General features: G+C 52.2%; 12 protein-coding genes. 3 read left to right on the top strand and 9 right to left on the bottom strand.

Features of this window, described 5'->3' with window-relative positions; all coding sequences use genetic code 11:
- Positions 1-60: 60 nt before the first annotated feature.
- A complete protein-coding gene (locus A8B84_RS10025) occupies positions 61-981 on the bottom strand; it encodes a transporter (RefSeq protein ID WP_082905140.1) in 921 nt (306 codons plus the stop codon).
- Between the two features lie 35 nt (positions 982-1,016).
- Entirely contained in the window at positions 1,017-1,970 is a 954-nt protein-coding gene (locus A8B84_RS10020; protein WP_064229062.1) for an alpha/beta hydrolase, read from the bottom strand.
- Positions 1,971-2,282: 312 nt separating this feature from the next.
- Here A8B84_RS10020 and A8B84_RS10015 point away from each other — a divergent pair, with 312 nt between their 5' ends.
- Positions 2,283-3,026, top strand: coding sequence for a sulfatase-like hydrolase/transferase (locus A8B84_RS10015; protein WP_064229061.1), 744 nt, complete (start codon positions 2,283-2,285; stop codon positions 3,024-3,026).
- Here the strand turns inward: A8B84_RS10015 and A8B84_RS10010 are convergent.
- The 6 genes from A8B84_RS10010 to A8B84_RS09985 form a co-directional block, all read right to left on the bottom strand.
- Positions 3,011-4,258, bottom strand: a complete 1,248-nt coding sequence (locus tag A8B84_RS10010) for an IS256 family transposase (RefSeq protein WP_064229060.1) — start codon at positions 4,256-4,258, stop codon at positions 3,011-3,013. The two genes, A8B84_RS10015 and A8B84_RS10010, sit on opposite strands and share 16 nt — an antisense overlap.
- Before the next feature lie 90 nt (positions 4,259-4,348).
- Positions 4,349-4,936: an SDR family NAD(P)-dependent oxidoreductase gene (locus A8B84_RS10005; protein WP_064229059.1), complete on the bottom strand. Its 588-nt coding sequence runs from the start codon at positions 4,934-4,936 to the stop codon at positions 4,349-4,351.
- Between the two features lie 2 nt (positions 4,937-4,938).
- On the bottom strand, positions 4,939-5,706 hold the full coding sequence (locus A8B84_RS10000; protein WP_064229058.1) for an enoyl-CoA hydratase/isomerase family protein: 768 nt from the start codon (positions 5,704-5,706) through the stop codon (positions 4,939-4,941).
- 9 nt (positions 5,707-5,715) lie between these two features.
- Positions 5,716-7,374, bottom strand: a complete 1,659-nt coding sequence (locus A8B84_RS09995; protein ID WP_064229057.1) for a class I adenylate-forming enzyme family protein — start codon at positions 7,372-7,374, stop codon at positions 5,716-5,718.
- Between the two features lie 26 nt (positions 7,375-7,400).
- Positions 7,401-8,180, bottom strand: a complete 780-nt coding sequence (locus A8B84_RS09990; RefSeq protein WP_064229056.1) for an enoyl-CoA hydratase-related protein — start codon at positions 8,178-8,180, stop codon at positions 7,401-7,403.
- A 16-nt stretch (positions 8,181-8,196) separates the two neighbouring features.
- Positions 8,197-9,423: a CaiB/BaiF CoA transferase family protein gene (locus A8B84_RS09985; RefSeq protein WP_064229055.1), complete on the bottom strand. Its 1,227-nt coding sequence runs from the start codon at positions 9,421-9,423 to the stop codon at positions 8,197-8,199.
- Positions 9,424-9,637: 214 nt separating this feature from the next.
- Between A8B84_RS09985 and A8B84_RS09980 the strand changes: the two genes are divergently transcribed.
- A complete protein-coding gene (locus A8B84_RS09980; protein WP_064229054.1) occupies positions 9,638-11,293 on the top strand; it encodes a sigma-54 interaction domain-containing protein in 1,656 nt (551 codons plus the stop codon).
- Between the two features lie 100 nt (positions 11,294-11,393).
- Entirely contained in the window at positions 11,394-11,894 is a 501-nt protein-coding gene (locus A8B84_RS09975) for a cyclic nucleotide-binding domain-containing protein (protein WP_064229053.1), read from the top strand.
- A 75-nt stretch (positions 11,895-11,969) separates the two neighbouring features.
- Here A8B84_RS09975 and A8B84_RS09970 read toward each other — a convergent pair.
- Positions 11,970-12,618: hypothetical protein (locus A8B84_RS09970; protein WP_227512785.1), on the bottom strand; the 649-nt coding region annotated here is incomplete at its 5' end.

The raw sequence follows: 12,618 nt of genomic DNA, 5'->3' as shown, positions 1-12,618 counted from the left end.
GTTTTTGTCTGCTTCAGCAAAGCGGGCCGGTTGACCCGTGTTTACAACGCGTTCGGATAATTAAAGGGGCATGGCGAACTGGAACCAGAAGGAGCCGCCTTCGGAACTGTTCTCCACTTCCGTTTCATGTAAGTATTTGAAAACTATGGCAGTTTTTGGACCGAGGCCGTAGAAAACCTGAGGTCCTACCGCCAACTTCTGCAGGCGATTGCCATCACCAACGGTTTGGCCGTTGATCTCGTCGTCCGAGAACTGCTTGGTGTAATGCCCGGCAACGCCGACTTGCCACTGTGGCGCGGAGGCGGGGCGGTAGCCGGCAAAGTAATCAACGTTGAACACGTCACCGGATTCATAGTCGGTGTCGTCATTTTCAAAGTTGAACGTGAAGGTGGGGGACAGCGATAGCTCCCACTCCTGGTTCGCGAACCAGGTCATATTGAACTCCTGAACGTAGGAAGCGGTGTTGCTGGTGGTGTTGATCAGGTTGTTGCGGTCATAGTCGCCCAACGGAATGAATCCGCTGAAACCGGTTGAAAAATGTAGGCTTTCTGAGGCTGACCAATTCACGTACAGCGGCGTGAGGTATATCTGGTTCAGACCGGTTTCCGAGTCATCAGCCACGCCCACATCGAGGGAGTTGCGGCCACCAGAGAGGATGGCGCCGCTGGTGAAGGTGATTCCGGAATCGGTTTGGTAGTCCCAGGTGTGATTCAGGCGAAATGCCTGGGCAAACACGTCCAGTTCGAATTTTCCGGGCAGAGTGTCGCCGTTGGTATCTTTAAATTCATCCGCGGAGTAGAACACGGTGTAGCCGTAGAACTGTGTTTCTCCCGGGGCAGGCATCATTGCCGGTAATACGGTATTCACACCGTTGGGCCAGTTGGTCACTCCATTCTCGACGGCCTGGACCGTGACCGCTGTACCGGTACAGATTGCCATGGCGAGGATTTTTCGGGTCAGTATCTGTTTTTTTAGTTTCATGTTGGTTCTCCTTTTTGTTGCTTTTGTCGGGTGGATCATGCGTTGGCGGTTTTGCTTTCCCGGATCGCACGGCCGATTTCGCTCACTACAAACTCTCTGGCCGGCTTGCTCTCAGGCAGTGCGTTCAGGATGGTGAAGAAGCCATGTATCTGGCCTTGGCATTGGCGATAGACGACTGGAACACCGGCGCCTTCCAGTTGTCTGGCGTAGGCGGCCCCTTCGTCACTCAAAACATCGTGTTCCGCGGTGATGACGACTGCTGGCGGTAAATTGGACAGATTTTTCGCCAGCAGTGGGGAGACGTCGGGATCATTGCGTTGGGCGGTGTCTGGCACATAACTGTTCCAGAACCAGATCATATCGTCCTGACTTAACAGGCCCTGATTAGCGGGATCCTGATAACCCGGTGTGGCGAGATCCGGTTGAGTAACCGGATAGATCAGGACCTGCTGGGTCAGGACGGGGCCACCGGCGTCACGGGCTTTGCGGGCCGCGACGGCGGCCAGGTTACCGCCAGCGCTGTCTCCGGCCACGATCAGAGGGAGCGGCTTGTCCAGACCTGACACCATGCTCTGGTTAGTCGAAACCCATTGGAGCGCGGCCCAGGCATCATCAATGGCCGCAGGGAAGGGGTGTTCAGGAGCCAGCCGGTAATCCACCAGAACCACCGCACAGTTGCTCTCGGTCGCCATGAATCTTGCCAGGGTGTCGTAATCGTCCAGATCACCAACCACCCAACCGCCGCCGTGCAGGTAAACGATGATGCCGTCCGGCTCGGAGCTGGGTACCAGCGCCCGGAGTGATATGGCAGCGCTACCGGAGGTGATGCTGAATTCCTGACTACGGTGGACGACGGGCCCTTTGCCGATGATTTCCCTCAGGGTGGAGAAGAACGCCCGTGCGTCGGGGGCGTTCAGCGTATGAAAAGCCGGTGCACCCTGAGCGGCGAGTTGCTGAAGGAATTGACTGCTTGCTTGATCGAGAGCCATAACGTTTCCCCTTGATTGTTGTTGTCGTCAACGGGATTGCAACGGCTATGCCATAGAGATGCTTTTTTTGAAATGGCTTTTTTATTCAATTGGATAGAGTGTTTATTCTTGGTTTTGACAGTGAATGTCAACGCATGACCGACGATGGCGTTTCATGAAATTCTCTAGTTGGTTTCAGCAAATCCGCAATCAATTTGTTGCGCTATTATGATAGTGCCTGCGCATACGGGATAACCCTTACATCACAACCCTCAGCAGAATGAAGTTGACCACTCACAGGTGGCACAACAACAAACTGACTGAGGGCATGAGATGTACAACAACAATGCACTGCTTCGTCGGTTGGGTATGGCCCTGGGGCTGATGGCAGCCTCGATGATGGCCTCCGCTGATAAGGCGGGCAAACCCAACTTTCTCCTGATTGTGGCCGATGACCTGGGCTACTCGGACATCGGCGCCTACGGCGGGGAAATCGAAACCCCAAGCCTGGATGCTTTGGCGGATGAAGGCATCCGCATGACCAACTTCCATACAGCACCGACCTGCTCGCCTACTCGGTCCATGCTGTTGTCCGGTACTGATAGTCATCAGGCCGGTATCGGTAACATGGCTGAACTACTCACTGCAGAGCAGAAAGGTAAACCCGGTTACGAAGGGTATCTGAACGATCTCGTAGCAACCCTTCCAGAAGTCCTTCGAGACAATGGTTACAGTACGTCGATAGCCGGTAAATGGCACCTCGGTCGGACGGAAGAGCTGAGCCCGGAAGCCCGTGGTTTCGATAACTCCTGGGTGCTTGTCCAAGGTGGCGCCAGCCATTTTGATGATGGGCGCGCCATTATTGGTGTCGATCCAAAGGCAATCTATCTGGAGGATGGGAAGCAGGTTGAGGCGCCTGAAGGTTTCTACTCATCTAACTTCTACGCCGACAAGGTCATCGAATATATCGACGCCGCAGAAGATAAGCCTTTCTTTAGTTTTCTTGCATTTACCGCACCCCATTGGCGAGCTATCGTCAAATCTGGTGTTCAGAGACTTGATCAAGCAACATCCTGATTGTCTGTATCCACCTCGATTCCGTCTCTGAATTTAACCCCAGTGATGACCTTGCCCAGATAGTGGAAGCCGCGCTGACGGCGCCAGTTTTTCTGCGCACACTCCCCGAGCTTGAACATCATCTGCAACATGCCGTCCCGACTCAGGCAGCCCTTTGTTCTCTTGGTCCGGTGGCGGATGGTGCCGAAGGTCGACTCAATCGGATTGGTCGTCCTCAAGCTCTGCCAGTGCTGGGCCGGGAAATCATAAAAGGCCAACAGTTCTTCGCGATCCTTTTGCAGGCACTGGACGGCCTTTGGGTATTTGGCTTCAAATCGCTTCTCGAACCGATCGAAGGCGGTTTCGGCGTCCTCCTTGGTCTCCGCCTGCCAGATGTCGTGCAGGGCCGTCTTCATCTTGGACTGGACCGACTTGGGCACGCAGTTCAGCACATTGCCGGTCTTATGCATCCAACACCGTTGCTGACGTGTTTCGCCGTATACTTCCTCGAGTGCCGCCCAGAAGCCCATGGCGCCATCGCCAATGGCCAGGCTGGGCGCATTCAAGCCTCGCGCCTTGAGATCCAGCAACACTTCACGCCAGCTCTGTGTGGACTCGCGGACACCGTCCTCAATCGCCAAGAAGCGCTTCTCGCCGCGGTTATTCACACCGATCACGACCAGGGCGCACAGCTTGGCATCCTCGGCCCGCAAACCGCTGTAGATGCCGTCCGCCCACAGGTACACCCAACGGTCCCGGTCTAATCGACATTGGCGCCAGGCGTCATACTCCTGGGCCCACTGACGTTTCAGTCGGGCGACGGTGCTGGCCGACAAGCCCTTGGCCTCCGGGCCCACCAGAATCTCCAGCGCACTCTCCATCTCACCAGTCGACACCCCTTTGAGGTACAGCCAGGGCAACGCCGCTTCCAGCGAGCGGGTCTTGCGGACATACGGCGGAACCAAGGCCGACCGGAAGGTCACCGGGTGACCATCTTTTGCTCGCACCTTCGGTACTTTGACGGTGATCGGGCCAACCCCCGTTTGAATGGCTCGCTCAGGTTGATACCCATTGCGAACCACGGCCGCTCGACCATCCTCCAGCTTACGCCCTCCAACGGTGTCCATGAACTCAGACAACTCAGCTTCGACTGCCTGATGAATCAACTCCCGTGCGCCTCGACGCAGCAACTCGGTCAAAGGATCAACCGATTCCTCTCGACCTGATATCCCGACAACGTTACTCTTTCCCATGGCGGTGTACTCTTGGTTGGTTGACTGTTTGGCGACAACAAATCAACCAGATACGCCGCTTTCTTTCAAATCTTCAAACACCAGATTCAGTTATAACTCATCCATCTGCAATGCCTCTCTATTAATATCGGTTTCAATATAGCCGGGAGCCACATTCATTACCCTAATCCCTTTCTTGGCCCATTCCACTGCCAGGCAGCGGGTAATGGCGGCTACAGCCGCTTTAGACGCGCAGTAGGCCGTATTCCAAGGCACACCTAGCTTGTCATAGAACGAGCCTATATTGACGATCAGACCGCCGTTATCCGCAAGGTACGGGAAGGTTTCCCGACAGACGTTGAACAGAGCGGTGGTGTTGGTTTCCAGTACCTTGCTGAAATCTTCTGAACTGAAGTCACTGCTGCGGCCATTGAGATGGATGCCAGCATTGTTTACCAGTCCCTGGATACCTCCGAGCTCCTCCTGGATACGCTGCAGCACTTTTCTCATTTGACCTTCATCAGTAATGTCGCAGGCGTAAGGCAGTAAATTTTCTGAGGTGGCAGATGTTTCCTCTACACCCAGTCCTTTTCTTGAGAGGCAAGCGACTTTATATCCACGGTTTGCAAGCTCAATTGCGATCGCGGCACCGATGCCTCGGCTTGCGCCCGTAACTACGATGACTTTTGTAGAACCCATTGTCATTGATCCTTAAACTTGGCTGGCCGTTTTTCGATGAAAGCGCGCATACCTTCTGCAGAATCTTCCATTTGATAGGCGAGTGTTGATAGATCGGCTTCTACCTTTAACCCCTCGTGCAAAGAGGCGGATTGAGCTCGGGTAACGGCCTCTCGGATGAATCCCAGAACGGGCAGGCTGTGATGGCTGAAGGTGTTAATAAATTGAAGGCCTTCTGCCTTGGCGTCTTCGTGCAGGATGCGGCTGACTAGCCCCATCTGCTCTGCTTCAGATGCTGAAATGGTTTTTCCGCTCATGATCATTTCCATCGCCTTGGCCTCTCCAATGACCCTGGGCAACCTTTGTGTTCCCCCATATCCCGGGATCAAACCAAGTTTGATTTCTGGTAAGCCCAACTTGGCGTTCGGCGTGGCCAAACGGAAAGTACAGGAAAGGGCCAGTTCCAGTCCGCCACCGAAAGCATAGCCATTGATGAGAGCAACGCTTGGAATGCGGAGAGAATCTAGTTTGGCGAAGACTTTCTGGCCCAATTCGGCGCCTTTTTTTTGTTCTACCAGGCTGCGTCCGATCAGCTCTTTGATATCGGCCCCTGCACAGAAAGATTTCTCGCCTTGGCCTGTTATCAACAACGCCCTGGCATCGGTGTTTTCAACCTCGTCGAAAGCCTTACCAAGCTGCTCGATAATCTCAAAGTTCAGAGCGTTCATCGCCTCTGGACGGTTGAGGGTGATGATGGCTACGTCACCCTCCCGGGTAATTTCTATGGACATGTTGCAAACCTACCTTTTCGCTGGATCGACCCACCGGACTGCTTCGGGGACGAGAGTGCCGTTCTTCACCATCTCAACCATTTCTCGTTTGAGAATTTTTCCACTGGGCGTTAGCGGAAACTGGTCAAGCTGGGAGAAGTATTCCGGCATGTCGTATTTGGAAAGACCCGCCTCTTTCAGATAATCGAGGATTTCCTGAGGGACTAGCCGGGCCTGTTTTTCGTGGCAGATGACCGCCAGACATACTTTTTCTCCGAGCCGGTCGTCAGGAACCCCAAACACAGCAACTTTGGCGATCGCCTCAAGACGAATGGCCAACTCCTCGATCCTTGCTGGATGGATGTTGTGACCGCCACGAATGATGAGGTCTTTGGCACGACCTACAATGTGAAGGCAGTCGTTTTCATCCACAAAACCCAGGTCACCACTCATGAACCAGCCGTGTTCATTGAACGATTGTTCGGTCGCGGTCTGGTTGTCGTAGTAACCGAGCATGAGTAGTGCGCCACGACTGCCGATTTCACCGATCTCACCCTGGGCGACTTCCGTGTTCGGGTCGCCTTCCTGCCAGATACGAATCTCAAACCCTTTACAGGCTTTTCCGCACGTTCCGACGATGGTTCGAGTCTCGTCACTCGGAAGCGTGTACTGGTGTGATCCGTTTTCCGTCATACCATAGACGTTCTGCGGCGTGGCACCGAGAGACAGCAGCTTCTCTGCGGTTTCCGTGGGAATCGGGGCTCCGGCCATATAGAAGGTTTTCACCGAGCCAAGCTCCGTCAGGCCCCTCCGTGTTACCTCGGCGAGGATATCCATGGCGTGTGTGGGTACGCCCATGACGTAGCTGGCCTCGCTATTAATAATGCGGTCGAGCATTTGCGACATGGGGACATCATTGATCACCATTTCGGAACCGGCGACGAGTGTCTGGGAGAGGGCGACGGTGCCAATGTGGTGGCTCAGAGGGCTGGCAAGGAAAAGAATGGTTTCGTGATTGTGGTGCCAGTCATCAACCATCGCTCGTGCGTTGGCAAGCAGGGTGTTGTCGCTATGCATGACGCCTTTGGGTGCGCCGGTGGTTCCTGATGTGAACGCTAGGTAGGACACCTTGTCTGGATCAGAGTCCACCGGCGTTGAGGCGGTATAGCCATGCTTGCCGCTCGGGAATGGCTTGGCGCGATCTGAATCACCCGAGGCCGTGTAGAGTTGCTTTAAGGATGGCAACCGGTCTACCGCATCGAAAATATCGTTTTGGGTCGCGTCAGCGCCAAACCCGGGCTGCACGAAGAGTGCAGTGCTTCGCAGGCGCCCTACCAGATTGACGATCTCCTCAACGGTATAGTTTTGATGGAGGGACGTGTTGCAGACATACCCGTTCCTGCTGCATGCCAGGAAGATGACGACGGTTTCAACACAATTAGGCAGCCAGATTGACACGCGCTCGCCTTGTCGAATGCCTGACTCGTTAAGGTCATCCGCAAGCGTATTGGTCCAGTCGAGTAGCTCTCGATAGGTGAGCCTGTGTCGGCTATCCCGAATAGCATAGGCGTCGGGTTGGGTCCGTGCGTGTTTCTCAAGGAGTGAATAGTACGTGTCTTTCTTCCATAGCCCGGCTTCGTAGTAACTCCGGGCTACCGATGGGTTTTGTAGTGTCAGTATAGTGCTCATGTTAAAACCCCGAGCTGGCGATTGGTTTAATGGCCGAACGTGTCAGGGTCAGGCTTGCGGCGTTCTGCGAAGGAAGCTGATAACTCTTTGGCTTCCTTGGTATCAAGATATGGACGCAAGAGCAGGTCATGAGCCATCCGACCGAGACCGCCAACGCCGCCATGACGAGCATTAAATGCGCCTTTCACTGAAGCGAGGGCAAAGGCACCTTTCTCGGCAACGTGCAGTGCCCACTTCATGGTTTCTTCTTCCAGCTGATCATCCGGTACTACTCGGTTAATCATGCCGATGTTGAGAGCTTCTTGAGCACTCATCTTGTCATTGCAGAACCAGATTTCCTTGGCTTTCTTTTTGCCAACCAAGTCTTCCAGATACCAAGTGCCGTAGCCGGCGTCGAAACTGCCGACTGACGGGCCTACTTGACGGAATACTGCGCTCTCCTTAGCAATCGTGAGATCGCAGACGACCTGGAGAACGTTACCGCCCCCTACTGCGTAGCCGTTGACAGAGGCGATTACCGGCTTCTGCAATTTCTCGATGCTTTCATACATTTCCAAGGTTGGGAGCACGCCGGCATATAGGAGGGAGTTTTCCATGCCATCTTTTCGTCCGCCGACACAAAAAAACTTATCTCCGGAACCGGTAATCACCAGGACGCGTGTGCGGGTCTCCCTGCGCACTTCATTAATGCAGTCGCGGATCTCGTGACACATTGTTTCAGTGAACATGTTGCCATCATCTGGACGGTTCAGTGTCAGCTTTCCGACCGGGCCGATTTCTTCATACAAAATGGTTTCATATGCCATGACAAATACCTCTCGTTTAGATGACGTTTTTTTCTTTCAGCGTTGAAATCGTGCTTGCGTCCAGTCCTAACATTTCTTCCAGCACCTGCTTTGTGTGTTCACCAAGTTTGGGGGGCGGGAAGCGCGGTGTGTTGCTTTGGCTATCTAGTTGAATGCCTGTACCAACCTGCGGGATGGTTCCCTGGCCATTAGGAATGTTGTAGAAAAGTCCCCGCCGCTGAAGCTCTTTGTCTTCAATCAGTTGATCGATTCGGTTAATTGGGCCTGCAGGAACCCGCGCCTCGGCAAATTTTTGAAGCCAATGTTCGCGAGGCTTTGTCCGCAGAACCTCCTGAATCAACTCGACGATCTCCGCCCGACATTGGCGTCGTTCCTGGTTACTTTGCCAGCGTTCAGTGTCTCCGAATTCCGGCCGGTCCACTGACTGCCAGAAGCGTGACCAAATATTGTCATTGCCCAGCCCCAGTGTCAGAGGGTCGTCCTGTGTATCGAAAACCTGATAGATGGCGATAACACTGTCGCGGCCGCCACTGCGTCTTGGCAACTCACCACCGCCCATAAACGGAACGATCCTTGGGGTTAGAAATCTGGTCATACTCTCAACCAGAGAAATGTCGATTTGCCGGGCGCGGGGAGCTCCTTTCAGATTGGCAAAAACAGCACATGCGACCGCATAGGCAGCATCCATACCTGCCAGCATGTCTGCCGCTGGTGTTCCGACTTTTTGGGCAGGAGAGTCGGGCTCGCCTGTCAGGTCCATGATGCCGCTGTAGCCTTCAGCAATCAGGTCGTAACAGGCATGCTCGCTACGTTCACCGTCGAGACCAAAGCCGGTGAGAGAGACGAAGATGATGCCAGGATTGATTCGTTTCAGGGAATCAAAGTCAACCTTCAGTTTCTTCTGCACTCTCGGTAGTTGGTTAACAATGACGACATGACTTTGTTCGATCAGACCAGAGAGAAGGTCATAGCCCTCCGAGGTGTTGTAACCGATTGTGATGCTTTTCTTGTTGCGGTTGACGCTCTGAAACCATAGCGACTCTCCGTCGTTCTCGGGTGGAATCCAATGACGACAGTCATCACCGATCCCGGGACGCTCCACCTTTATTACATCTGCTCCCATATCGCCCAGCATCATTGCGGCGTATGGGCCTGCGATCGAAGTAGTGAGATCTAGGACTCTGACGCCCGACAATAAATCAAATCCGTTTTCAAATGGCGCGGTTGCTTGGTTTTCTGACATCTGTCCACCTCCAAATTTAATGGTGGTGAGGCAAAGTCCGGGCCAAAACTATTTATTTGAAAAAAGGTAATTAAAAACAAAGACCTGACGCTAGCGTAGAGAATATATTTCCTGACTTTCCTCTCGTTTCTAAATAATGTGTTCTTCAGCAAGACACTTTCATGTCGCGACAGTGTTTTCGATAAATGCACCATATGTCGGGCGAGGAGAGGTTATGAGTTTTTCCAGAACTGGTGGCGTTGTCATCCTTGATGCTGATGGTGAACTGATATTCAGAAGTGGTCTGGGCCGGAGCCAGGGAATTCAGACTGCGTTGTTCGACCTCATTAAGAAGAGAGAAAATGAGGAAAGATTTCTTTCCCCCATGAAGGTAGATGGAGACAACTACTTCGTGATGGGCTGGATTACTGACGAGCACAGTGCCTTTCTGATTGACCCGGAAGAATTGAATCAGGAGCTATTCGAGTTCATCTCATCCGTCGATTTTGGCTACGATCTGCTCAACGAGTTCTTCAATCATCCGTATTCTGGTATGACGGTTGTGGATCGAAACGGAAAGATTGTTTACCTGGGGAGTATCCATGAAAAATTCTTTGATCTGGGGCGCGGCGATGCGGTCGGTAAACACGTTACTGAAGTGATTGAGAATACCCGGCTGCACCAGGTGGTGGAGACCGGCGTGGCTGAAATTGGTCAACTTCAGGAAATGAACGGAATCACCCGCGTAGTCAGTCGGTTCCCAGTAATCAAAAATGGCGAGGCCGTTGGTGCATTTGGGCGGGTAATGTTTAAGGGGCCGGAAAAGTTGGCAGAAATGAACCAGCAGATCGCCAAACTTAAATCTGAGTTGCAGTATTACAGGCGGGAAGCTCGCAACTTGAGGGATCATTCCCATGGTTTGAATGATCTCGTCGGCAGAAGCGAAGCGATACGGCAATTGAAATCGGATCTATCGAAAGTTGCGGGACTGGATGTTCCTGTGCTTTTACTGGGAGAAAGCGGTACCGGAAAAGAACTGGCGGCTCAAGCGATTCACAGTCTTAGTGAACGCAGAGAGAAGTCTATGGTTACCGTGAATTCCGGTGCGATTCCCGGTGAGCTTGTCGAAAGTGAACTATTCGGCTATGAGTCGGGTTCTTTTACTGGAGCCCACAGCAAGGGTCGAAGAGGTAAATTCGAAGCAGCCCATAACAGTTCTATATTCTTGGACGAAATTGGCGAGATGCCAACAGATGTTCAGGTTAAACTGCTGAGAGTGCTGCAAGATGGCAATTTCACTCGACTTGGAGGTGAATCTAACAAGCATTCAGATTTCAGGCTGATTTCGGCGACCAACCGAGACTTGAGCAAAATGGTTGAAGAAGATCAGTTTCGGCTCGATCTCTACTACAGGCTGAGTACTGTTACAATAGAGCTTCCGGCCCTCTCTGAACGCCTCGAGGATATTCCGGATCTCGTTCAATCTTTTATTAACAACTCCAACTCGCCAACTGTACGAAAGATCAAGCATATCGATCCGAGGGTGTACCACTACCTGCGTGAAAAAGCTTGGCCTGGAAATATACGTCAGCTCATGCATGAGGTTGAAAAAGCAACCATATTCTGTGAATCGTCGGAGCTGGGGGTCGAGGACTTCAGGCCCCAGGGTATGAAGATCTGGACTCCGACAATACCTGAACAAGAGGATGAGACGGGTTCAATGAAGTCTTTGCTCCAGAGCTATGAGTTATCGTTGATCAGGAAAGCGATGGCCAGACACAATGGCAACAAAAAGAGGGTTGCAGAAGAGCTCGGGATCTCTAGGTCCTACCTTTACAAAAAACTGAATGAGGATGAGTCGGATCTGTGTGTCGTAGGGGATTTTGGATAAATCAGTTAAACCGTCGCCGAATTCCCGGAGCGGCACTGATGCTTAGTAGAGGAAGGAGAGTTAATATTAAGGTGTGGATCGGCGGAAGGGAGACAGGCTCATGCATGAAACTGACGGCCTTGATTTCTGGGAAGCGAAAGGCATTTCCTATTTCCGTGAACTCTCCAGTTTTGGCGCCCTGCCGGACGAGATAATTCTATACTTACTCCGAGAAGGCAAACTAATCAGCTTGGATGTCGGGGATACCCTTTATTCTCGAGGCGATAGAAGTGATGCGTTTTATATCGTGCTCGAAGGGGCGAGTGAGACTTTTATGGCTGGAAAAAAGGATCGATGGTCATTTGTTCGTTGCCACGAAGCCGGAGAGGATATGGGCTTTGCGGCGATGATCGCCTTGCGAGACAGAGCGGCAATGACGGTTGCGAAGTCTCAATCTGTTGTCCTTGAGGTAAGTTCTGATCTTTTTTTCCAGCTACACGGAAAAGATCCTGATGCTTTTGGTTTGATGATGTTGAATCTCACGCGAGGAATGGCCAGGGCTATCATTAATATGGCATATGCACTGGCGAAAAAGGATGTCCGACTAGTCGACACCGTTTAAATTGCGACTAATGACAGTGCTTTCCGCTCGTCAGAGTGAACTGCAATCTTATCTGAAGAAAAGGCGAGAATCCTTCTAATTGCTGAATTCCGATACTTCGCGCTCAAGGTTAGCGTACATGGTTAATAACTCATCTTGCTCGAGCCTTCCGTCGGTATCTTTCTGGGTTTTCTGCTTCTCGATCTCGCTACGTTGTTCCGTATAAACGTGGTGAAGCACGCTTGGCGGAAGATCGTAGTCCTCATATTCGTTTAAGTATTTCCTAAGTGCTTTGAACTGACCGGGATAGGGTACAAGCTTCAGCTTTTCAGCAACGTCCTTTTCTCTAATCTCATAGATTTCTCCCCAATGAAAAACAGCCTGCTGCCACGCCTTTGAAAGCGTCAATTGCTCATCAATGTAGAATTTCTTGGCCGATCCAAGCTTATTGACTGAGAAATAACAAAACTCTTTGGCGTTACCTCTGCCTGCACCCATGCCAAGTGTAATGCCATGAAACCCAACTCCACGGTGGGGCCGGGTTGTGGGGTGTTCCTTGTTTATGAAGTCCAGGTATTGTAAGGCGGCAGATCGCGCCATGTATCGGGCATCGTAATATCGGGCTCGAGTTTCTTGGTACTGGTGCCAGAGTTTTTGAGGTACTCGGGTATTTGGTGGGTTTAATGAAAAGTACTTCTGATAGGGTAATCCCCCCGAAAAACAGCGGTGATCAAAAGTAGAATTT

The sequence above is a fragment of the Marinobacter sp. EhC06 genome, assembly GCF_001650915.1.
Taxonomy (GTDB): Bacteria; Pseudomonadota; Gammaproteobacteria; order Pseudomonadales; family Oleiphilaceae; genus Marinobacter.
This window is presented reverse-complemented; position numbering and strand designations above follow the sequence as displayed.